Source organism: Thermomonospora curvata DSM 43183 (genome assembly GCF_000024385.1).
In the GTDB taxonomy this organism is placed as follows: domain Bacteria; phylum Actinomycetota; class Actinomycetes; order Streptosporangiales; family Streptosporangiaceae; genus Thermomonospora; species Thermomonospora curvata.
On record NC_013510.1, the window covers coordinates 4971491 to 4992820 of the forward strand.

Consider the following 21330-nt stretch of genomic DNA (forward strand, 5'->3'; position numbering starts at 1 on the left):
CGGCACGTATTCGGCACAGAGGCCCGTAGAGACCCGGTGATCGCCGGATGCGGCCGGATGGAACGCGAACGGCCCCTGTCCAGGTTTTCCCTGGTCAGGGGCCGTTTCAGGCTGGTGGCGGGTCCAGGATTCGAACCTGGGTAGGCTGAGCCGACGGATTTACAGTCCGCTCCCATTGGCCACTCGGGCAACCCGCCGTGGTGTGTCGTCCGATGGCGACGGACAAAGCTTAGCGGACCTGGCGAGTACTCGTGACATCGAAGGCGGTGAAGGTCGTCGGCGGGGGCGGCTGACTAGGGTTGGTCGCTACGTGGCCCGGGCTGGCCGCACAGGCGTTGTGAGCATTGAGAGGGGTTGTTCCGTGGCGGACTCGTCGTTCGACATCGTCTCCAAGCTGGACCGGCAGGAGGTCGACAACGCGGTGAACCAGGCCGCCAAGGAGGTGGCCACCCGGTTCGACTTCCGCAACGTCGACGCGGGGATCAAGCGGTCCGGGGACGGGATCGAGATCCAGGCCAACACCGAGGAGCGGGCCAACGCGATCCTGGATGTGCTCAAGGAGAAGCTGGTCAAGCGGGGCGTCTCGCTGAAGGTGCTGGACGCCGGGGAGCCCAAGCTGTCGGGGAAGGTCTACAAGCTGCACGTCGGGCTGAAGGAAGGCATCTCCCAGGAGAACGCCAAGAAGATCAGCAAGATCATCCGGGAGGAGGGGCCCAAGGGGGTGCGGGCCCAGATCCAGGGGGATGAGCTGCGGGTCAGCTCCAAGAAGAAGGACGACCTGCAGAAGGTGATCGCGTTGCTGAAGAGCAAGGACCTGGACGTGGCGCTGCAGTTCGTCAACTACCGCTGAGAAACCGCCACGGGGATTCGCAGACCACGCGGCCGGGTCGCCAAGGGGAGGGGCGCACCGGCCGCGTGGCGTCCCGGGCGCCGGCCGCGCCGCTCACGGCCCCGGGAGACGCAAAGGGGGCGCGCCGGGAGCCGTACCCCGCCAAAGGCTGTCCGGCGCGCCCTCGTTCGTTGTGATGCAGGGGCGGCCGGGGAGGTTCGAGACGGCCGTGAAATTTTCCGAAGCGGTCGGCAAAAGAGCGGCCCGCCGCTGAGGGGTCTGCGGAAAGTCCCGGGTCATGGCGGGAGCCGCCGGGTCTGCACCGGCCGGTTCGGCGGCTCAGCCGGCCAGTGGGGTCTGCCGGTCGGCGGAGTCGTCCGGCATCAGGGTGCGGGCCAGCGCCCCGAGGTCGAGGTCGAGGACGCGGGCCAGGGCGGCGACGGTGAAGAAGGCCGGGGCTGCGATGGCGCCGCGTTCGATCTTGCGGAGGGTGTCGAGGGAGATGCCGGCCTCCTGGGCCACGGCGGCGGCGCTGCGCGATCCGCGGGCGGCGCGCAATGCCCGGCCGAGGGCCCTGCCCCGGTCGCGCTCTTCTTCGGTCAGCGGGGTACGCACCATGGCGACGACTCTACTAAGGATAAAAATACTGGTATTAGAATACCAGTCATGGTGAGTTACAAGAGCCCCCGCGAACTGTCGGTGATGCGGGAGGCGGGCCGGGTGGTCGCCATCACCCTGGAGCGGGTCGCCGCGGCGGCCGAGCCCGGCGTGACGCCGGCGGAACTGGACGCGATCGCGGCGCGCTGCATCAAGGAGCACGGGGCGCGGCCGTCGTTCCTGCACTACCGGCCGCGGTTCGCGCCGACCCCCTACCCCGCGGTGCTGTGCCTGTCGGTCAACGAGGTGGTCGTGCACGGCATCCCGGACGGGCGCAGGCTGCGCAAGGGCGACCTGCTGTCGATCGACTGCGGCGCCGAGGTCGGCGGCTACCACGGGGACGCGGCCATCACCATCTCGATCGGGCCGCCCGACGCGGGGGCAGCCCGCCTGATGGAGGCCACCAAGCGGGCCTTGGAGCGGGGAATCGAGGCGGCCCGGCCCGGTGCGCGCATCGGCGACATCTCCCATGCGGTGGAGCAGGTGGGCCGGGAGGCCGGCTATGGAATCCTCGAAGGCTGCGGCGGGCACGGCATCGGCACCGCGATGCACGAAGAGCCCTCGGTGCCCAACACAGGACGCCCCGGGCGCGGCCTGCGGCTGCGGGAGGGGCTGACCATCGCGATCGAGCCGATGTTCCACGAGGGCGGGGACGACCACGGCTACACGCTGGCCGACGGCTGGAGCATCGTCACCTCCGACGGCAGCCGCGCCGCCCACTTCGAGCACACCGTGGCCATCACCGCCGACGGCCCGGTGGTCCTCACCGTGCCCTGAAAGGCCCTGAAAAGCCGTCGTGCGCCGGCTCAGCGGCGGCCCGCCATGCGTTCCAGGCGGGCGACGCGCTCGGCGGTGGGCGGGTGGGTGGAGAACAGGTTGCCGATGCCGGCCCCGCGGAACGGGTTGGCGATCATCAGGGAGCTGGCGGAGGCCAGCTGCGGGTCCTGGGGCAGCGGCATGGCCTGCGTGCCCGCCTCGATCTTGCGCAGCGCCGAGGCCAGGGCCAGCGGGTCGCCGGTGAGGCGGGCCCCGGAGGCGTCCGCCTGGTACTCGCGGGTCCGGCTGACGGCCAGCTGGATGATGCCGGCGGCGATCGGCCCCAGGATCATCATCAGCAGGGCGCCGAGCAGCCCCGGCCCTTCCTCGTCCTCGGAGCGGCCGACCGGCAGGAAGATCGCCAGGTGGGACAGGGAGGTGATGACGGTGGCGAGGGCCGCGGCCACCGAGGAGATCAGGATGTCGCGGTTGTAGACGTGGGAGAGCTCATGGCCCAGCACCGCGCGCAGTTCCCGCTCGTCCAGCATGCGCAGGATGCCGCGGGTGCAGCAGACGGCGGCGTTGCGCGGGTTGCGCCCGGTGGCGAAGGCGTTGGGCTGCAGGGTCTCCGACACATACAGCCGGGGCATCGGCCGGCGGGCCGCGGTGGACAGTTCCCGGACCAGCCGGTACAGCGTCGGGGCCTCGACCTCGCTGACCGGATGGGCGCGCATCGCGCGCAGCGCGATGCGGTCGCTGAAGAAGTAGGAGACGCCGTTGACGGCCAAGGCGAGGACCAACGCGACGGCGAAGCCCGCCCTGCCGCCCAGCGCCCAGCCCGCCGTCAGCATCAGCGCCGAGAGCGCGCCGAGCAAAACGGCCGTCTTGACAGCGTTGAACTGCACTTCCGTCGGCCTCCCGGTTACCGAGCCGGGGTTTTCGCCCATGGCGGAAACCCTTGCGGCGCAATCGTTCAGACAACGGTCTGACCTCGATAAACGTTCCCTGCGGCGGGGCGGTCACATGGTGGCCGACGCCGCCTGCAGCACCAGTTGCGGGGCCGCCGACAGCACCAGGGCGCCGGCCGCGGCGGCGGCGATGGCCGCCCGCAGCGCGGGGGTGCGCGGCATCGGCCCCACCCGGCCGGCGGGCGCGGCGAAGAGGCGGGCCGCCCAGGCCAGGTAGTAGTACAGGCCGATCACGGTATTGACCGCCATGACCACGGCCAGCCAGGTCACCCCGCCGGCCACGGTGGCCCGGAAGACGACGATCTTGGCGAACAGGCCCATCACCCCCGGCGGCAGCCCGGCCAGGCAGATCAGGAAGAACGCCATGGCGGCGGCCGTCCCCGGGTGGCGCCGGGCCAGGCCGCGGTAGTCGTCGAGGGAGTCCCAGGCGGGGGCCGGCCCGGCGGGCGGGGCGCCGGCGCGGCGGCGGAACCCGATCACCACGGCGAACGCCCCGATGTTCATGACCGCGTAGATCGCCACATAGGCGACGGTGGCCGCCACCGCCTCCGGCAGCCGCCGGTCCCCCACCGCCAGCGGGGCCAGCATGTAGCCGGACTGGGCGATGGACGACCAGGCCAGCAGCCGGATCGCCGAGCGCTGCCGCAGCGCCACCAGGTTGCCCGCCGTCATGGTGACCGCCGCCAGGACGGCCAGCACCGGCCCCCACACGTGCGCGTAGGCGGGCAGTCCCAGGGCGACCACGATGGCCAGCCCGGCGAAGGCGGCGGCCTTGGAGACCACCGACAAAAACGCCGCCACCGGCAGCGGCGCCCCCTGGTAGACGTCCGGGGCCCAGAAGTGGAACGGCACCGCCGCGACCTTGAAGGCGAAGCCCGCCAGCACCAGCACCACGCCCAGCGCCGCAACGGGCTCCAGCTCGCCGGGGACCCGTTCCAGCGCCGGGGCCACCCGGTCCAGGTGCATGGCGCCGGTCACCCCGTAGACCAGGCTGACCCCCAGCAGCATCACCGCGGTGGAGGTCACCGAGACCAAGAACAGCTTCAGCGCCGCCTCGGTGGCCACCCCGTCCCGGCGGCGCAGCGCCACCAGCGCGAACACCGGCAGCGACAGCGTCTCCAGCGCCACCACCAGCAGCACCAGGTCCCGGGCGGCCACCAGGGTCAGCGCCCCGGCGATGGCGGCCAGCAGCAGGAAGTGGAACTCCCCGGCCGGCAGCCGCGCCCCAGGGGCGGTGATCTCCTCCAGTGACAGCAGCACCACCACCAGCGCCGCCAGCAGCACCACGCCCTGGAAGACCAGCGTGAAGTCGTCGGTGACGTACGAGCACGACGGCGGCCCGCCGGCGCGCAGCCCTTCGGGCAGGCAGAAGGTGGCCCGCCGGTCCCCCGCCGCCAGCGCCGCCACCGCGGCCAGCGCCGCCCCCACCGCGCCACAGGAGGCCGCGCCCAGCAGCCGGGCGGACGCCCCGAAGGCGTCGGCCAGCAGCAGCCCGATCGCCGCCACCGCCACGATCAGCGGCGGCGCGATGGCCGCGTAGTCGATCGACTGGATCATCCACGCCTCCCCGTGGAACCCGCCTTCGGACGACGAGCCGGCCCGGCGGCGGAATGGACGGCGGTCATCAGCCGCCTCCCAGCAGTGCCGTGACCGGGGCGGTGGTCAGGTCGAGCAGCAGCTTGGGCCACAGGCCGACCAGCAGCGTCAGCGCGACCAGCGGCACCCAGGCGGCGTACTCGGCCAAGGTGAGCCCCGGCAGCGCGTCCCGCCGGCGGTGCTCGGCCACCGGCCCGTGGGTGATCTTGGCCAGCAGCCGCAGGAAGTAGGCGGCGGTCAGCACCGCGCCCAGCGCGCCGACCGCCATGAACGTCACGAACGTCTCCCGCGGCAGCGCCTCAGCGGGACGGTAGGCGCCCAGCAGCGCCAGCATCTCGCCCCAGAAGCCGGCCAGGCCGGGCAGTCCCAGGCTCGCCACGGAGGCGAACGTCAGGAAGGACGCCAGCAGCGGGGCCTTGGTGAGCATCCCGCCGCCCAGGGAGTCCAGCTCCCCGGTGCCGTAGCGGTCTTTGACGCCGCCGGCCAGGAAGAACAGCAGCCCGGTGATCAGGCCGTGGGCGATGTTGCCCAGCAATGCCGCGTTCACCCCGACGGGGGTGAGCGTGGCGATGCCCAGCAGCACAAAGCCCATGTGGCCGATGGAGGAGTAGGCGATCAGCCGTTTGAGGTCGCGCTGGGCCAGGCAGGCCAGTGCGCCGTAGACGATCCCGATCACGGCCATCAGCCCCAGCCACGGCGCCCACACCACCGCCCCCTCCGGGGCCGCCGGCAGCGCGATGCGGACCAGCCCGTAGGTGCCCATCTTCAGCAGCACCCCGGCCAGCAGCACCGACCCGATGGTGGGCGCCTCGGTGTGGGCGTCCGGCAGCCAGGTGTGCAGCGGCCACATCGGCACCTTGATCGCCAGGCCCAGCCCGATCAGTGCGAACGCCGTGATCTGCGCGGTGCGCGTCAGTCCTTGGCCGGGGGCCTCGGCGAGCGCGGTCATGTCGAGGGTGCCCGCGTTCGTCCCCACCACCAGCAGCCCTGCCAGCAGCAGGCCCGAGCCCAGCAGCGTGTAGAGGATGAACTTCCAGGCCGCCGCCCGGCGTCCGGCGCCGCCCCACAGTGCGATCACCAGGTACATGGGGATCAGCACGACCTCGAAGAAGACGAAGAACAGCAGCAGGTCGAGCGCGACGAACGTGCCGAGCATGCCGACTTCGAGGACGAGCACCGAGGCGATCAGCAGTCGGGCCGAGCCGCCCTGCGGGGGGTGCCGCAGCGTGTAGACCAGGCACAGGAACGTCAGCAGCGCGGTCAGCAGCACCAGCGGCAGCGACACTCCGTCCACGCCCAGGTGGAAGCGCAGGTCGATGGCCGGCGCCCAGGCCCGGTCGAACTCCAGCTGCATGCGGCGCGGGTCGCCGTGGTCGAAGGCGGCCGCGGCCAGCAGCGCCGGCAGCAGTGTGATCCCGGTGACGGCCGCGCCGTAGCGGCGGACGGCGGTGTCGGTGGGCAGGAAGCGGGCGGCGGGCAGCAGCAGCGCCAGCGCGCCCAGTGCCGGCACCGCCAGCATGACGAGCAGGATCACAGCAAGACCACCACCCCGACCGCGATGACCACGACACCGGCCAGCAGGCCCGTCAGGTAGGTCTGCACATCACCGGTCTGCGTCCGCCGCAGCAGCCCGCCGGCCCGGCGCGACCGGCCGGCGACGCCCACCACCGCCGCGTCGATGCCGCGCCGGTCCACGGCGAGGACGGCCCGCGCCGCCGCCCGCACCGGCCGGACGACCAGCGCGGCATAGACCTCATCCAGGTAGAAGCCGTGCTCGAAGACCCGGCGCAGCGGCCCGAGCCCACCGGCGGGGTCGGCCGCCGGGTCCCGGTTCCACACCAGGTAGACCGCAACGGCCCCGGCGGCGGCCGCAAGCAGCGACAGCAGGGCCGAAAGCGGATGCGGACGCAGCTCGGGCGCGCCCAGCCCGAAAAAGCCCAGCAGTGCGGCGGGCACCGCCAGGGCCGCCACCGGCCAGGTCATCAGCGGCGGCGCCTCACGCGCCGGGAACGCCGCGCGGGGCTCGCCGAAGAACGTCATCAGCCAGGCGCGCGTGGCGTAGGCGGCGGTCACCGCGACGGTGGCCAGCAGCGCCAGGCAGATCAGCCAGGCCACGCCGCCGGGCAGGTGCGCCGGCCGCTCTCCGTGCGCGGCCGCGTGCCAGGCCGCCCCCACGATGGCGTCCTTGCTGAAGAACCCGCTGACCGGGGGCAGGCCGACCAGCGCCGCATAGCCGATCGTCATCGCCCAGAACGTGACCGGCATCGCCCGGCGCAGCCCGCCGTGGCGGCGCAGCAGGCCGGAACCGGTCACGAAGATCACCGACCCGGCGGCCAGGAACAGCAGCGCCTTGAACGCCCCGTGCGCCACCAGGTGGAAGATCGCGGCGACGGGGGCGCCCACCGCCAGCCCCGCCGCCATGCAGGCGAGCTGGCTGATGGTGGAGTAGGCCAGGACGCGTTTGAGGTCGTCTTGGGCCAGCGCCGCCAGCGCCGAGCCCAGCATGGAGATCACCGCCAGCACGCCCAGCACGGTGAGCGCGGCCGCCGAGGCGGCGAAGGCCGCATAGAGGCGGGCCACCACGTAGATCCCGGCCGCCACCATCGTCGCCGCGTGGATCAGCGCGCTGACGGGCGTCGGGCCGGCCATCGCGTCCGGCAGCCAGGTGTGCAGGGGGAACTGGGCGCTCTTGCCGGCCACCCCGGCCAGCAGCAGCAGCGTGGCGGCGGTGACCGTGCCCTGGGGCAGGTCGGGGAGGCGTTCCAGCACCCCGCCGATGGAGAAGGTGCCCGCGCCGACGCCCAGGACGAAGATCCCGATCAGGAAGCCGACGTCGCCGAGCCGGGTGATCAGGAACGCCTTGACCGCCGCCCGCGAGTTGGCCCGCTCCTGCCAGTGGTGGCCGATCAGGAAGTAGGAGCAGACCCCCATGACCTCCCAGCCGACGTACAGCACCAGCAGGTCGCCGGAGTAGACCACCAGCAGCATCGCGGCGGTGAACAGCGAGATGAACGCCGCATAGGAGGAGTAGCGCCGGTCCTCGGCCATGTAGGCGACCGAGTACAGCTGCACGGCCAGCGCCACGCCGCAGACCATCAGGGCGACCAGCGCGGCCAGGCCGTCCACCCGCAGCCCGAGCGCGATGTCGATCGTGCCGGTGGGGATGAGGGTCAGCGTGCCGGTGCGGACGCCGGGGTGGCGCCACACCGCCACCGCCACGATCAGCGCCAGCACGGTCGCCACGGCCATCGGCAGGCAGGCGATGAGGGCGGGCCCGTTGCGCGGCAGCCCGCGCAGGGCCGAATCGCCTGCCGCGTACCGGGCCGGGGCGGCCGGTTCCGGTCCGCTCACCGGCAGCGGCATGGTCGGCGCCTCGGCGGATGTCTTCTCCGGTTCCGGGGACGTCCCGGCGGTTCCCGGGGTCTCAGTGTCTTCGGCAGAGGTCTTGGAAAGTTCCCCGGCTTCCGGGCCACCGGCTCCAGAGCGCCCGGCGCCGTCAGCGGTCCCGAAGGCCTGCGCAGCCGGGGGTGCGGCGCCCAGCAGCCGGGACGTCCACGGGCCCAGCAGCATGCCGGCGAAGGCGGCCAGGAAGGGCAGCAGGGTCGCCAGCGCGGCGAGGGTGATCATGCGGTGTCCCCCTCACGCGCCGCCGCGGCCGCCGGCCGCCGGGGCTCCTGCGGCGTCTCCTCTCCCGCGGGGGCGGTCTGCTCGGTGAGGGTGCGCAGCCGGTCCACTTCGATCATCCGCCGGTTGCGGAAGACCAGCAGCACGATCGCCAGGCCCAGGCCGATCTCGGCGGCGGCGATGACAATCGTGAACAGGGTCATCACCTGGCCGCCGTGCAGCCGGTCGCGCCACAGCACATCGAAGGCGACCAGGTTCAAATTGACGGCGTTGAGCATCAGCTCGACCGACATCAACACCAAGATCGCGTTGCGGCGGGCCAGCACCCCGTACACGCCCACGGAGAACAGCAGCGCCGCGACGACCACGGGATAGGCGGCGTGCATCAACCGTCCCCTTCCCCGTCGTCTTCCTCGTCGCGGGCGCCGATGTCGGTGCGGGACAGCACGATGGCGCCGACCAGGGCGGCCAGCAGCAGCACCGACAGCACCTCAAACGGCAGCACCCAGGTGCGGAACAGGCTGCCGCCCAGCGGCTCGGCCCCGCCCCCGCCGGCCTCCAGGTCGATGTAGGCGTCCTTGAACCCCATCACCAGCACGGTGACCAGGACGGCGGCGGTGGCCAGCGCCACGGCCAGGGCGGCCCAGCGGTTGCCGGAGTCCAGCGGGTCGTCCGCGCCCGAACGCGGCACCCGGCCGATCGGGGCGCGGGTCAGCATGATCCCGAACAGCAGCAGCACCACCACCGCGCCGACGTAGATCAGCACCTGCGTCCAGGCCACGAACTCGGCGGTCAGCACCAGGTAGCAGCCGGCCAGCGCGCCGAAGGCGACCACCAGCCACAGCGCCGCGTGGACCAGCTGCCGGGTGGTCACCACCAACACGGCCGAGCCCACCGCCACCACGCCCAGCAACGCGAAGACGACCTCCGCCGCGGTCATCGCGGCCCGCCCCGTCGCATGGCGGCGCGGCGGCCGGCCCGCTCGGCGGCCGTCACCTCCTTGGGGGTCTCGGCCGCCGGATCATGCGCCTGGGGCGGCGGCACCGTCCACATCCACTCGCGCAGCCGGTCTTTTTCGTGGGTGAGTTCGGCGATGTCGTACTCGGCGTACTCGAACTGCGGCGACCAGAACAGCGCGTCGAACGGGCAGACCTCCACGCAGATCCCGCAGTACATGCACAGCGCGAAATCGATCGCGAAACGGTCCAGGACGTTGCGGGTGCGGGGGCGTCCGCCGCCCTCGGCGGGCAGCGTCTCCTTGTGGGAGTCAATGTAGATGCACCAGTCGGGGCACTCGCGTGCGCACAGCATGCACACGGTGCAGTTCTCCTCCAGCAAGGCGATGACCCCCCTGCTGCGCGGCGGCAGGTCGGGCCGCACCTGGGGGTATTGACGCGTGACGGATCGCCGCGTCATCGTCCGCAATGTGACGGCCAGCCCTTTGGCCAGCCCGCCTCCCGGTACCCGTGCCACGGCCCCATGATTGCCTACGGCGCTCGGGGATGTGAACGTCGCCCGCCCGGCGGGCGTCTCAGAAGTGAGTCGTGCGGTGTTCGGCAGCTAGGAGCTCTTCATGGCGTGGCCGGGAAATCAGCCCTTTCAGGAGCCCCCGCAGCGTCCCGTGCCGGGTGACCCCCGCTATTCCGCGAACCCTTCGGTTCCTCCCGCCCAGCAGCCCCTCCCGGTGCCGTCGAAAACGCCGCCGCACCCTCAGCGGCCGCAGCACAAGGCCGCGAGCATCCTGTGGGCGTCCCTGCCGCTCATCTCCGTCGGCACCGTCACCCCTTTCGCGTTCATTTACGCCGCCTTCCGGCGCCGGACGGTGGACCTGGCGCTGTCCGCCGCCGCGTACCTGGCGATCTGGGCGGTGGCGTGGGTGTTCATCGACGATGAGGGCACGGCCGGCTCGATCGCCGCGACGCTGGCGATGCTGCTGTGCTTCGGCGGCACGGTGCACGCCTTCGCCGTCCGCAAGCGCGTCTTCTCCTCCCCGCCTCCCCTGGCGGACGGCAACGAGCAGGCCGTCCAGGCCGCCCAGCACCGCCGGAAACTGCGCGAGCGGGCGCGCAAACTGGCCGCCGAGGACCCCGTGCTGGCCCGCGAGCTGGGCATCGGCCGTCCCGACCAGCCGCGCTCCTACGACGACGGCGGGCTGATCGACGTCAACCACGCACCGCCGCACGTGCTGGCCACCCTGCCCGGCGTGACGCCCGAGCTGGCCGCGCGGATCGACCGGCTGCGGCGGGAGCGGGGGCCTTTCGTGTCGGTGGAGGAGCTGGCCGTCGACGCCGACCTGCCGGCGCATCTGGTGCCGACGCTCGGCGAGTACACGATCTTCCTGCCCTGACCCGCGTCCGGGCGGGCGGCGCCGCGGCCCTCAGGCCCCGACGGCGATCTTGACGATGCCGGTGAGGGCCAGCTGGAGCAGCGCCAGCGGCACCAGCCAGGCCCAGGCCAGGCGCTGCAGCTGGTCCTCGCGCAGCCGCGGGTAGCTGACCCGCAGCCAGATCACCACGAACGCCAGTGCGAACGTCTTCAGCAGCGTCCACGCCCAGCCCAGCTGCTCGTTCAGGAACGGGCCGTGCCAGCCGCCCAGGAACAGCACGGTGGTCAGCGCGCACAGCACCACGATCCCGGCGTACTCGGCCAGCAGGAACAATGCGAAGCGCAGCCCGCCGTACTCGGTGTAGGGGCCGAAGATGATCTCCGAGTCGGCCACCGGCATGTCGAAGGGGGGCCGCCGCAGCTCGGCCAGCCCGGCGATGAAGAACACCACCGCGCCGATCGCCTGCCAGGGCAGCCACCACCAGCGCCACTCGGCGACGATCTCGGTCAGCGACAGGCTGCCGGCCGCCATCGCCACCGACGCCGCCGCCAGCACCAGCGGCAGCTCATACGACATCAGCTGGGCGGCCACCCGCATCCCGCCCAGCAGCGAGTACTTGTTGGCGCTGGCCCAGCCCGCCATGATCGCGCCGATCACGCCGACGCCCATCACCGCCAGCGCGAAGAACAGCCCCACGCCGAGGTCCAGCACCACCTGGCCGCCCGGCCCGACCGGCACCACCACCAGCACCACCAGGTAGGGCACCAGCGCCACCGCGGGCGCCAGTTTGAACACCCACCGGTCGGCGTCGCGCGGGATGACGTCCTCTTTCTGGATGAACTTCACCCCGTCGGCCACCAGCTGCGCCCAGCCGTGGAACCCGCCGGCGTACATGGGGCCGAGCCGCCCTTGCATGTGCGCCATGACCTTGTGCTCGGCCTGTCCCACCAGCAGCGGCAGCACCGCGAACGCCGCCGCCAGCAGCGCCAGTTTGAGCACCGTCTCGGCGAGCTCAGGCATCGCCGCCTCCGTCGGTTCCCCGGGGCCGCCCGCCGCGCCCGGCCTGCGGCCCCGGGCGCCGGGAGCGGGCCGGGGCGGCCTGGGGCCCCCAGTTCTCCGGGACGCCGGGAGGGCGGACGCGGCGGCGGCTGGGGGCGCCGCTTCCGCTCTCGCCGGGTTCCTTGGCGCCGGGCCAGGGCTTGGCGACCCGGGCGGCCAGCACGAAGTCCTTGCGCAGCGGGTGCCCCTGGAAGCCGTCCGGCAGCAGCAGGGGCCGCAGGTCGGGGTGGCCGTCGAAGACGATGCCGAACATCTCGAAGGTCTCGCGTTCGTGCCAGTCGGCGCCCCGGTAGACGCCGGTCGCCGACGGCAGCCGCGGGTCCCGGCGCGGCACCAGGGTGCGCAGCAGCAGGCGGCGGCGGTGCCGCAGGGAGTAGACGTGGGCGACGACGCGGAAGCCGTCGTCCAGCTCGTCCACGGCCGTCAGCCAGTCGAAGTAGTCATAGCCCAGTTCCGTCCGGGCGAAGTCGAGGGCGGCCGGCCAGGAGGCGGCGGGCACGTCCACCACCGGCTGCCCGAAGGCGTCGGTCACGACCGCGTCCTCGCCGAAGCGCTCGGCCCAGGCGGCGGCCGGGTCCACGGCGGTCATCGCTCCCGCCGCCTTTCGCCGGGTTCATCCTCGTCGGTCTCCGCATCGAAACCGGGGATGAAGGACAGGTCCGCGCCGCCCTGCGGCGGCATCACGGGCAGTTCGGTGGTCGGGGCGTCCGGGGAGGGCTCTGGGACGCCGGAGGGAGGCCCGGCCTCCTCGGCCCGGCCGGGAGAGCCGACCGCGGGGAGCCGGTCGGTCCGCTCGGCGTCCGCCGCGGGCCCGACCACCGGCAGCCGGTCGGTGGGCTGATCGGCCCCGGCCACCGGCTGCTTCTCCGTGGGCTGGTCCGCCGGGGCCCAGTCGGCGGACGCATCCTCGTCGGAGGCCCACTTGGGGACCGCCGGGACGGGCCGCAGCCTGCCGGGCGGCTCCTGGGGCGGGGGCGGCGGCTGGATCGGGCGGCGCAGCACGGTGGCCTGCCGCGGCGCGGGGGGCGGCGGCGGGGCCACCGGCTCGCCGCCACCGCCGTACCGGTCGCCCAGCGACTCGGCGGCGATCTTCTCCTGGAGGCGGACGATGCCCTGCAGCAGCGCCTCCGGGCGCGGCGGGCAGCCGGGGACGTAGACGTCCACCGGGATGATCTGGTCGACGCCCTTGGTCACGCAGTAGGAGTCCCAGTAGGGGCCGCCGCAGTTGGAGCAGGCCCCGAACGAGATGACGTACTTGGGCTCGGGCATCTGCTCATACAGCCGGCGGACCGCGGGCGCCATCTTGTCGGTCACCGTGCCCGACACCACCATCAGATCGGCCTGGCGGGGTCCGGGGGCGAACGGGATCACCCCCAGCCTGATGAAGTCGTGCCTGCTCATCGAGGCGGCGATGAACTCGATCGCGCAGCAGGCCAGCCCGAAGTTGAACACCCACAGCGAGTAGCGGCGGCCCCAGTTGAGCACGAACTTGATCGGCTTGGGGGCCAGCCGCGACAGCGGACCGACGCCGGGCGGCGGCAGATCGACGGTGCTCACCGATGCATTCTTACAGTCCCCGCGCGTCGCCGCCGAGTCCCGGCCCGCGGGCCCCGCCGGCGATCACAGCCACGACAGCACGCCCTTGCGGCCCGCGTAGATCAGGCCGGTGAACAGGAAGCCCAGGAACACGAACATCTCGACCAGGGTGGTGGTCCCGAAACCGGGGGCCGAGAACACCGTGGCCCAGGGGAAAAGGAAGACCGCATCGACGGCGAAGACCACATACAGGTAGGCGAAGACGTAGTAGCGCACGTACGACTGCGCCCAGCCCTCGCCGACCGGGTCGACGCCGCACTCGTAGGTGATCAGCTTTTCCGGGGTGGGCCGGTGCGGCCGCAGCATCCGGTTGACCGCCAGCCCGCCGGCGACGATGCCGCCGCCCAGCAGGAGGAGCACCACGACGACCAGGTACGAGCCGAAGTAGTCCACCGCGGCCACCTCCCGTCTGCGTCCGGCCCCGCGCTCTGCGGGCGTCACGGCCAAGTATCCCCGAGGACGTGCAAGTTCCGGGGGGAGCAGGCAACGCACAGGGGCGGAAAGGGGGACAAACCATAATGACCGTTCCTGCATCACACTGAAAGCACGCTCCAGCACGTCCGCTCCCCGGAAGGAATGCGCTTCGATGAGCAGCCCCCCGCCACCGCCCCCCGGCTGGAATCCACCGCCAGGCGGCCCTTCGTGGCCGCCGCCCGACCAACCGCACGGGCAGCAGCCCGGCACTCCGCCGCCGTTCCAGCCGGGCACCACCCCGCCGCCGTTCGCGGCTCCCGGGACTCCACCGCCGTTCGGCCTGCCGGGCCCGCAGCCGCCGCTGCCGCCCCCGCGCCGGGCCGGCGCCGGGACGACGGTGGCCATCCTGCTGGGCGGGGGGCTGGTGGTGGTGCTGATCCTGGCCGCCGCCTTCGTCGTGCTGCTGAACAAGGAGGACAAGACCCCCACCGAACGGCTGGCCGCCGCGGCCCGCTCACTGGGGACCGCCCGCGCGCTCACCCTGCAGGGCACCTTCGGCACGGAACGGATCTCCGGCCAGGTCCAGGTCACCTCCAGCGGCCGGGTCACCGGCCCGGTGACCTGGCAGGGACGGCGGATGACCCTGCTGAACACCGGTGAGGAGCTGTTCGTCAAGGCCGACCGGTCTTACTGGGCGCAGCATCTGCGCAGCACCAACGTCAACGACCTGCCCGGCAACGGTGAGCAGTGGGGCAAGCTGTCCTCCGACCGCCTGACCTTCTCTTTCAAGCAGCACCTCACTCCCGCGGCGCTGGCCGCCAAGATGCGCTCGGTCACCAAGGCCACCGTGCGTTCGGACACCGAGACCGTGCTGCGGGGACGCGCGGCGGTGAAGATCACCACGCTCACCGGCACCTTTTACGTGTCCGAAGACGACCGGCTGCTGCGGGTCGAAAGCGTCGTTCCCTACTTCAACGCCGATGTCACCGCGCACTCGGGGTCCGACGCCGACGCCGTGATCGGCCGGCTGCGTTCCCTGGTCGGCGAGCTGAAGGACGCCTGGGACACCACCAGGACCTCGCGCCCCCAGAAGATCGAGGGCTGCAAGAACGGCAACGCCTCCGGCTGCACCGTCCGCGTCCGGCTGTGGACCTCCGGTGCGGGCAGTGAGTCCACGCAGGTCAGCGTCTATGTGTGGATCACCGAGACCACCCGGACCGGCCGCCGGCTGGGCGAGTGCAGCACCACCGCCACCACCACCGGCCTTGAGTCGGTGTGGGCCGAATGCCGGGTCTCCGGCGCGCAGTGGTCGGACTTCTACCGCCGCACCAAGTTGCGCAAGCCCGCCTGGATGCAGGCCCGGGTGGTCGCCATGGCCTTCACCCCCGGCCGGCTTCAGGAGCTGCAAAGCGCGCTCGACCGGGAATGAGCCTTATTTCAGCGCGTGGCCTGCCAGGTCACGGCATCGTCCCTGACACGCCGTCCCCGTCCCCAGATAGCGGAGACGGCGGCTGACAAAGGTTCAGTGAGCCGCGGCACGGGTGCCGGATGTTCCCCCCGGTGGGGCGGTTCATCCGGCACTATCGGATGCCGGGGTTTCGGGGCGGGCCGCCGGGCTGAGATCCTGGCATGCCGAGTCCGGCCCGGACCGGTCAGCACGCACCAGGAGGATCGTCGGCGGTGAGCTCACCCCAATCGTTGCCGTCCGGGCAGCCGAGCCCACCGGCGGGCGGACCCGCCGGCGGCGGGCCGCGCCGGCGGCTGCGCATTCCCAGCCTTCCCCGCCCGCTCGTCGCGGGACTGGCGGTCGCGGCGCTGGTCGGCACGGTGATCACCGCCGGGCTGCGGGCGGACGACGCCCCGGGCGACCGGACGGCGAGCGGGGTGCAAAGCCCCAGCCGGTCGGCGGCCCCGCCGTGGACGGCCGAGGTCGCCGCGCGGCTGAAGGAGCTGCCGGCGCTGCGTTACAGCGGGGCGTTCACCTCCGGCGGCCGTCCCGCCTGGGCGACGCTGTCGGTGACCCGGTCCGGCTCGGCGATCGGCACGATCACCCGGGACGGCCGGCGGGCCCTGCTGGTGAGCGTGGGCGGCGCCACGTACCTGAAGGGGCCGGCGGCGTTCTGGACGAACAGCGCCGGGCCGACCGCGCTGCCGGAGGACTTCGCCGGGCGGTGGGCCAAGGCGCCCGTCACCACGCTGGGCTTCGACATCAGGTCGTTCCTGGCCCCCTCCTCCATCGCCGAGCTGGTGCGCCGCTTCCCCGGCGGCGGCTCCGGGGAGGTCGACGGACGGCCGGTGTACCGCATCCAGACCGCGCTCGGCACCTACTCGGTGACCGTCGCCCAGCCGCACGAGCTGCTGCGGGTGGAGGGCGTGGCGGGGGCCCGCTTCGATGTGACGGCGGTGCCCGACGCCGCCCCGGTGCTGACGGAGCTGCGCAGGCGGGTGGCCGCGCTCGGCGGGGCGCGCGACCCGGGGGTGCGTTTTGAGCACGGCGGGCTGAAGTTCGTCAACTGCAACGAGAACGTCAGCGGTTGCACGGTGCGCCTGGAGGTCTCCACCCGCTCCCCGGTGGTGGCGAACGACGGCTCATCGGCCACCGCCGCCGCGCCGCGGGTGCGGATGACCGCCACGATCAGCGCCGACGGCCGGGCGCTGGGCTCGTGCACGGACGTGCAGCCGCTGAACGCCTCCCGCAAGGCCACGCTGAGCTGCACGGTCACCAGCCGGGGCTGGCGGGAGTGGATGCGGCGGGCGCGGGATGTGCCCGGGCGGCACGAGTACACCGCGCAGGCCCGGGTGGTGGCCGAGGCGCTGTCGGCGCGGCAGGTCGCCGAGCTGCTGGCGGCGGTCGATCAAGAGCGCCGGGCCGGCTGAGCCCGCCTTCGCGAGCAGGGGAAGACTGCCTGGTCAGGCCGTACGGCGAAGTGCGGCAAAGACATTGAGCGGTTATTGCGGGCCAGCAAACCGAACTGGATTCTAAAGAACTATAGTGCTGGGGGTGAACGTCAAGCCGCCGGGACCACCGGGCCCGCCTTCGGCCCGGTCTTCGGCACCTTCCGTGCCCGTGGCACTGGTCCGCCGGTTGCATGTGGACCTGTGCCGGCTCGCCAGCCGTCTGTGTCCGGCCGCAACGTCCCGAAGGTGAACGTTCCGCGCCGCCCGCCCCGTACCCCTGTGCGAGCGGCGCGCCTGGGCCGTCCACCGGGAGTGGACGCCGTCTCCACCGCCGACCGATGCGATACGTCCCGAGCCGGGGTGCACTGTGCCCGCACGGGGCGCCGCGCAAGGAGGCGGGGGTCTTGGCGCCCACCGCCGGGCCGAGCGCCGGACGGCCCGGCGGCACCATGCGTCCGCCGGGAGATCCGGTACGGCCGGACGTACCATGAAAGGTAAGCCTAAGTAGCATCACGGGATCCGGACGCCTCCCCGGGTCCCGGGTGCTGCGCGTCGAGGAGGTCTTCCTCTGTGACCAAACAGGTCCAGCAGCTCGACCGCGTCATCATCCGTTTCGCCGGCGACTCCGGCGACGGCATGCAGTTGACCGGCGATCGCTTCACCCAGGAAACCGCGTCATTCGGCAACGATCTGTCGACGCTGCCCAATTTCCCGGCCGAGATCCGGGCCCCGGCGGGCACGCTGCCCGGGGTCTCCAGCTTCCAGCTGCACTTCGCCGACCACGACATCCTCACCCCCGGGGACGCCCCGGACGTCCTGGTGGCGATGAACCCGGCGGCGCTGAAGGCCAACATCGGCGATCTGCCGCCCGGCGGGACCCTGATCGTCAACACCGACGAGTTCACCAAGCGCAACCTGGCCAAGGTCGGCTACGCCGCCAACCCCCTGGAGGACGGCTCGCTGGCCGAATACCAGGTCCACGCGCTGCCGCTGACCTCCATGACGGTCAGCGCGCTGGAGGACTTCGACATCACCAAAAAGGACGCCGAGCGGGCCAAGAACATGTTCGCCCTCGGGCTGCTGTCGTGGCTGTACCACCGGCCCACCGAGGGCACGCTGGCGTTCCTGGAGCGCAAGTTCGCCAAGAAGCCCGAGATCATGAAGGCCAACATCGCGGCCTTCCAGGCGGGCTGGAACTACGGCGAGACCACCGAGACCTTCTCGGTGCAGTACGAGGTCAAGCCGGCCGCCCACCCGCCCGGGCTGTACCGCAACATCACCGGCAACACCGCGCTGGCCTACGGCCTGATCGCGGCGTCGGTGCGCAGCGGGCTGCCGCTGTTCCTCGGCTCCTACCCGATCACCCCGGCCTCCGACATCCTGCACGAGCTGTCCAAGCACAAGCGGTTCGGGGTGCGCACCTTCCAGGCCGAGGACGAGATCGCCGCGATCGGCGCGGCGCTGGGCGCCTCCTTCGGCGGGTCGCTGGGGGTGACCACCACCTCCGGGCCGGGCGTGGCGCTCAAGAGCGAGACCATCGGGCTGGCGGTGGCCACCGAGCTGCCGCTGGTGGTGGTGGACGTGCAGCGGGCCGGGCCGTCCACCGGCATGCCCACCAAGACCGAGCAGGCCGACCTGCTGCAGGTGATGTTCGGCCGCAACGGCGAGGCGCCGGTGCCGGTCGTCGCCGCCCAGTCCCCCGCCGACTGCTTCGACGCGGCGATCGAGGCCGCCCGCATCGCCGTCAAGTACCGCACCCCGGTCGTGCTGCTGACCGACGGCTACCTGGCCAACGGCTCGGAGCCGTGGCGGATCCCGGACGTGGAGTCGCTGCCGACCATCGACCCCGGCTTCGCCGAGCCGGGTCAGGAGGACTTCCAGCCGTTCAAGCGGGACCCCAAGACGCTGGCGCGGCCCTGGGCCATCCCGGGCACGCCGGGTCTGGAGCACCGCATCGGCGGTCTGGAGAAGGCCGACGGCGCCGGCAACATCTCCTACGACCCCGACAACCACGACACCATGGTCCGGCTGCGGCAGGCCAAGATCGACGGCATCGCCGCCGACATCCCGCCGCTGCAGGTCGACGACCCCTCCGGCCGGGCGCGGGTGCTGGTGCTGGGGTGGGGCTGCACCTACGGCTCCATCGCCGCGGCGGTGCGGCTGGTGCGCGAGCGCGGCGGGCACGTCGCCCAGGCCCACCTGCGCCACCTCAACCCCTTCCCCGCCAACCTCGGCGAGGTTCTGCGTTCCTACGACAAGGTCCTGCTGCCGGAGATCAACCTCGGCCAGCTGGCCCTGCTGCTGCGCGCCAAGTACCTGGTGGACGTGATCGGCTACAACCGCATGCGCGGTCTGCCGTTCAAGTCCGAGGAGTTGGCCGGTGTGATCCAGGATGTGATCGACAGTGAGTGAAGTGCTCAACGGCTCCCCCAACGGCCGGAGTGGGCTGTCGCTGGTGCCCAAGACCGACGTCAAGCAGACCGCCAAGGACTTCAAGAGCGACCAGGAGGTGCGCTGGTGCCCCGGCTGCGGGGACTACGCCATCCTGGCCGCGGTGCAGTCCTTCCTGCCCGAGCTGGGGCTGCGCCGGGAGAACATCTGCTTCGTCTCCGGCATCGGCTGCTCCTCGCGGTTCCCGTACTACATGAACACCTACGGGTTCCACTCCATCCACGGCCGTGCCCCGGCGATCGCGACCGGGCTGGCCGCCTCCCGGCCGGACCTGTCGGTGTGGGTGGTCACCGGTGACGGCGACGCGCTGTCCATCGGCGGCAACCACCTGATCCACGCGCTGCGCCGCAACGTCAATTTGAAGATCCTGCTGTTCAACAACCGGATCTACGGGCTGACCAAGGGCCAGTACTCGCCCACCTCGGAAGTCGGCAAGATCACCAAGTCGACCCCAATGGGCTCGCTGGACACCCCGTTCAACCCGATCTCGCTGGCGCTGGGCGCCGAGGGCACCTTCGTGGCGCGCACCATCGACTCCGACCGCAAGCACCTGCAGTCGGTGCTGCGGGCGGCGGCCGAGCACAAGGGCACCGCGCTGGTGGAGATCTACCAGAACTGCCCCATCTTCAACGACGGCGCGTTCGACCCGCTCAAGGAGCCGGGGGTGCGCGACGACATCACCATCCGTCTGGAGCACGGCGAGCCGATCATCTTCGGCGCCGAGCGGGACAAGTGCCTGCGCCGCACGCCCACCGGCGGCCTGGAGGTGGCGAGCGTCGCCGACGTGGACCCCGCGCAGATCGTGGTGCACGACGCCCACCACCCCGACCCGTCGCTGGCGTTCGCGCTGTCGCGGCTGGACTCCCCGGCCTTCCGGCACACCCCGATCGGGATCTTCCGGCAGGTGCAGCGCCCGGCCTACGACGAGCAGATGCGGGCCCAGGTGGAGCAGGCCATCGAGCGGGAGGGCCCCGGCGACCTGGCCGCCCTGCTGGCCAGCGGGGACACCTGGCGCATCGACGGCTGACGGCGGGCGGTCCGCAGCGGCCCCGGTCCTCTTTTCCAAGAGGGCCGGGGCCTGCCGCTTGTGGCCACTTGGTCACATCCGGGCCGCCACGGTGGCGGTATCGCAACGGCGCTGAAAGACTTGGGGCGCAGGAGGAGGGGGGAGGTGAAGGATGCGGGCCGTGCCAGGCCGCAACGAGCGACGTCCCGGTGCCCCGGCCAAAGACGCTTTCGGACGCTTTGTCGCCCCAGGCGCGCAGTTCCCTCCTCCGCCACCGCCGCCCCCGCCGGGTGGCCCGGCCCGTGAACGCGGCACGGGCAGGCGACGCGGCCGCCCGGCCCGGAGGGGACGCGGCGGCTTCCTCCAGGCGGGACGCAGAGGTCTGCGGCTTTTCAAGCGTTCCGCGCCGGGCGCCGGCGGCGAGCGGACCGAGCAGAGACCGGCGTCCCCGGCCGCCGAGCAACCAGAGCCCATGGCGCCCCCGGCCGAGGAGAGCGCCGCGCCGCCGGATCGCCGGGCCGCCGAGCGGGCGCGCCGGGCGGCCGCCCTGCGCCGTCTCCAGGAGCAGCGCCGGGCCCGCGCCGGGCTGCGCTCCACCCGGCGGCGGCCCGCCCTGGCGGCGGTGGTCGTCACGCTGGCGGCGCTGATCATCACGATCACGCTGACCGGGGCGCTGATCGTGACCGCCGAGCGGCCCGAGCCGGTGCCGCTGGCCTCCCCCCTGCACATCTACCCGGTCACCCAGGTGGTCGCCGGCGCCTGCCCGGCCGGCACCCAGGGCATCACCGAGCAGACCACCCCCTCGGAGGCCAGGTGCTACCACCTCAGCAGCGGCATCGCGATCCGGCAGGTCGCCGGCCTGCGGGTGCAGCCGGGGCGGACGGCCGGCAGCTATGACGTGGCGATCGACCTGATCGCGGCCGACCGGCGGGCGTTCGGCGAGCTGACCCGCATCGCCGCGGGCCGCTCGGTGGCGTTCGTGGTCAACGGCCGGCTGGTGACCGCGCCGCGGGTGGAGGTGCCGATCACCGACGGCAAGGTGGTGGTGACCGGCAGTCTCGGCCGGGCCGAGGCCGACCGCCTGGTGAGCATCCTGCGGGGGCCTTGAACCCGATCCCGCCGCCGGGGTCTCCCGCTCGGCGCGTTCGGA

20 protein-coding genes and 1 tRNA gene are annotated in these 21330 nt (G+C 72.5%); 8 read left to right on the forward strand and 13 right to left on the reverse strand.

Annotated elements, in window-relative coordinates:
- Positions 1-112 precede the first annotated feature (112 nt).
- Positions 113-197, reverse strand: a tRNA-Tyr gene (locus TCUR_RS21510).
- A gap of 164 nt (positions 198-361) precedes the next feature.
- Between TCUR_RS21510 and TCUR_RS21515 the strand changes: the two genes are divergently transcribed.
- On the forward strand, positions 362-850 hold the full coding sequence (locus tag TCUR_RS21515; RefSeq protein WP_012854684.1) for a YajQ family cyclic di-GMP-binding protein: 489 nt from the start codon (positions 362-364) through the stop codon (positions 848-850).
- A gap of 318 nt (positions 851-1168) precedes the next feature.
- On the opposite strand, the gene TCUR_RS21520 is transcribed toward TCUR_RS21515, so the two are convergent.
- Positions 1169-1447, reverse strand: coding sequence for a helix-turn-helix domain-containing protein (locus tag TCUR_RS21520; protein WP_012854685.1), 279 nt, complete (start codon positions 1445-1447; stop codon positions 1169-1171).
- Positions 1448-1495: 48 nt separating this feature from the next.
- Between TCUR_RS21520 and map the strand changes: the two genes are divergently transcribed.
- Complete coding sequence (gene map / locus TCUR_RS21525) at positions 1496-2263, forward strand: type I methionyl aminopeptidase (protein ID WP_012854686.1); 768 nt, start codon at positions 1496-1498, stop codon at positions 2261-2263.
- A 29-nt stretch (positions 2264-2292) separates the two neighbouring features.
- Here map and htpX read toward each other — a convergent pair whose 3' ends face one another.
- From htpX to TCUR_RS21560, 7 genes are all read right to left on the reverse strand, one after another.
- The gene (gene htpX / locus TCUR_RS21530; protein ID WP_012854687.1) at positions 2293-3147 is read right to left on the reverse strand and encodes a zinc metalloprotease HtpX; all 855 of its coding nucleotides are present in this window, start codon (positions 3145-3147) and stop codon (positions 2293-2295) included.
- A 114-nt stretch (positions 3148-3261) separates the two neighbouring features.
- Positions 3262-4767 (reverse strand): NADH-quinone oxidoreductase subunit N, encoded by a 1506-nt coding sequence (locus tag TCUR_RS21535; RefSeq protein ID WP_012854688.1) that lies wholly within the window; start codon positions 4765-4767, stop codon positions 3262-3264.
- Between the two features lie 67 nt (positions 4768-4834).
- Complete coding sequence (locus TCUR_RS21540; protein WP_041440217.1) at positions 4835-6340, reverse strand: complex I subunit 4 family protein; 1506 nt, start codon at positions 6338-6340, stop codon at positions 4835-4837.
- Positions 6337-8433 carry an NADH-quinone oxidoreductase subunit 5 family protein gene (locus tag TCUR_RS21545; RefSeq protein WP_012854690.1) on the reverse strand — a complete coding sequence of 699 codons (2097 nt, stop codon included), beginning with the start codon at positions 8431-8433 and terminating at the stop codon, positions 6337-6339. The genes TCUR_RS21540 and TCUR_RS21545 overlap by 4 nt, the downstream gene beginning before the upstream one ends.
- Entirely contained in the window at positions 8430-8816 is a 387-nt protein-coding gene (nuoK, locus tag TCUR_RS21550; RefSeq protein WP_012854691.1) for an NADH-quinone oxidoreductase subunit NuoK, read from the reverse strand. Before nuoK ends, TCUR_RS21545 begins: the two co-directional genes overlap by 4 nt.
- The gene (locus TCUR_RS21555) at positions 8816-9370 is read right to left on the reverse strand and encodes an NADH-quinone oxidoreductase subunit J family protein (RefSeq protein WP_012854692.1); all 555 of its coding nucleotides are present in this window, start codon (positions 9368-9370) and stop codon (positions 8816-8818) included. Before TCUR_RS21555 ends, nuoK begins: the two co-directional genes overlap by 1 nt.
- The gene (locus tag TCUR_RS21560; RefSeq protein WP_012854693.1) at positions 9367-9903 is read right to left on the reverse strand and encodes a NuoI/complex I 23 kDa subunit family protein; all 537 of its coding nucleotides are present in this window, start codon (positions 9901-9903) and stop codon (positions 9367-9369) included. Before TCUR_RS21560 ends, TCUR_RS21555 begins: the two co-directional genes overlap by 4 nt.
- 211 nt (positions 9904-10114) lie before the next feature.
- Here TCUR_RS21560 and TCUR_RS21565 point away from each other — a divergent pair, with 211 nt between their 5' ends.
- On the forward strand, positions 10115-10777 hold the full coding sequence (locus TCUR_RS21565; RefSeq protein WP_041440220.1) for a ComEA family DNA-binding protein: 663 nt from the start codon (positions 10115-10117) through the stop codon (positions 10775-10777).
- Between the two features lie 30 nt (positions 10778-10807).
- Here TCUR_RS21565 and nuoH read toward each other — a convergent pair whose 3' ends face one another.
- From nuoH to TCUR_RS21585, 4 genes are all read right to left on the reverse strand, one after another.
- Complete coding sequence (gene nuoH / locus TCUR_RS21570) at positions 10808-11776, reverse strand: NADH-quinone oxidoreductase subunit NuoH (RefSeq protein ID WP_012854695.1); 969 nt, start codon at positions 11774-11776, stop codon at positions 10808-10810.
- Positions 11769-12404 carry an NADH-quinone oxidoreductase subunit C gene (locus tag TCUR_RS21575; protein ID WP_012854696.1) on the reverse strand — a complete coding sequence of 212 codons (636 nt, stop codon included), beginning with the start codon at positions 12402-12404 and terminating at the stop codon, positions 11769-11771. The genes nuoH and TCUR_RS21575 overlap by 8 nt, the downstream gene beginning before the upstream one ends.
- Positions 12401-13372, reverse strand: a complete 972-nt coding sequence (gene nuoB, locus TCUR_RS28505; RefSeq protein WP_012854697.1) for an NADH-quinone oxidoreductase subunit NuoB — start codon at positions 13370-13372, stop codon at positions 12401-12403. The genes TCUR_RS21575 and nuoB overlap by 4 nt, the downstream gene beginning before the upstream one ends.
- Positions 13373-13435: 63 nt before the next feature.
- Positions 13436-13852, reverse strand: coding sequence for an NADH-quinone oxidoreductase subunit A (locus TCUR_RS21585; RefSeq protein ID WP_245536916.1), 417 nt, complete (start codon positions 13850-13852; stop codon positions 13436-13438).
- A 145-nt stretch (positions 13853-13997) separates the two neighbouring features.
- On the opposite strand from TCUR_RS21585, the gene TCUR_RS21590 reads away from it, so the two are divergent.
- The 5 genes from TCUR_RS21590 to TCUR_RS21610 all read left to right on the forward strand — a co-directional run bounded on the left by TCUR_RS21590 (position 13998) and on the right by TCUR_RS21610 (position 21288).
- Positions 13998-15254: a hypothetical protein gene (locus TCUR_RS21590; protein WP_148233077.1), complete on the forward strand. Its 1257-nt coding sequence runs from the start codon at positions 13998-14000 to the stop codon at positions 15252-15254.
- 251 nt (positions 15255-15505) lie between these two features.
- Positions 15506-16702 (forward strand): hypothetical protein, encoded by a 1197-nt coding sequence (locus TCUR_RS21595; protein WP_012854700.1) that lies wholly within the window; start codon positions 15506-15508, stop codon positions 16700-16702.
- 591 nt (positions 16703-17293) lie between these two features.
- Positions 17294-19135: a 2-oxoacid:acceptor oxidoreductase subunit alpha gene (locus TCUR_RS21600; protein WP_012854701.1), complete on the forward strand. Its 1842-nt coding sequence runs from the start codon at positions 17294-17296 to the stop codon at positions 19133-19135.
- On the forward strand, positions 19128-20201 hold the full coding sequence (locus tag TCUR_RS21605) for a 2-oxoacid:ferredoxin oxidoreductase subunit beta (RefSeq protein ID WP_012854702.1): 1074 nt from the start codon (positions 19128-19130) through the stop codon (positions 20199-20201). The genes TCUR_RS21600 and TCUR_RS21605 overlap by 8 nt, the downstream gene beginning before the upstream one ends.
- Positions 20202-20652: 451 nt before the next feature.
- On the forward strand, positions 20653-21288 hold the full coding sequence (locus TCUR_RS21610; RefSeq protein WP_012854703.1) for a SecDF P1 head subdomain-containing protein: 636 nt from the start codon (positions 20653-20655) through the stop codon (positions 21286-21288).
- Positions 21289-21330 lie beyond the last annotated feature (42 nt).

What these genes read in the sequence shown, in the direction of transcription:
- TCUR_RS21520 (WP_012854685.1), bottom strand. Translation starts at nt 1,447, where the DNA reads ATGGTGCGTACCCCGCTGACCGAAGAAGAGCGCGACCGGGGCAGGGCC.
- map (WP_012854686.1), top strand. Translation starts at nt 1,496, where the DNA reads ATGGTGAGTTACAAGAGCCCCCGCGAACTGTCGGTGATGCGGGAGGCG.
- TCUR_RS21535 (WP_012854688.1), bottom strand. Translation starts at nt 4,767, where the DNA reads ATGATCCAGTCGATCGACTACGCGGCCATCGCGCCGCCGCTGATCGTG.
- TCUR_RS21545 (WP_012854690.1), bottom strand. Translation starts at nt 8,433, where the DNA reads ATGATCACCCTCGCCGCGCTGGCGACCCTGCTGCCCTTCCTGGCCGCC.
- nuoK (WP_012854691.1), bottom strand. Translation starts at nt 8,816, where the DNA reads ATGCACGCCGCCTATCCCGTGGTCGTCGCGGCGCTGCTGTTCTCCGTG.
- TCUR_RS21555 (WP_012854692.1), bottom strand. Translation starts at nt 9,370, where the DNA reads ATGACCGCGGCGGAGGTCGTCTTCGCGTTGCTGGGCGTGGTGGCGGTG.
- nuoH (WP_012854695.1), bottom strand. Translation starts at nt 11,776, where the DNA reads ATGCCTGAGCTCGCCGAGACGGTGCTCAAACTGGCGCTGCTGGCGGCG.
- TCUR_RS21575 (WP_012854696.1), bottom strand. Translation starts at nt 12,404, where the DNA reads ATGACCGCCGTGGACCCGGCCGCCGCCTGGGCCGAGCGCTTCGGCGAG.
- TCUR_RS21590 (WP_148233077.1), top strand. Translation starts at nt 13,998, where the DNA reads ATGAGCAGCCCCCCGCCACCGCCCCCCGGCTGGAATCCACCGCCAGGC.
- TCUR_RS21610 (WP_012854703.1), top strand. Translation starts at nt 20,653, where the DNA reads ATGGCGCCCCCGGCCGAGGAGAGCGCCGCGCCGCCGGATCGCCGGGCC.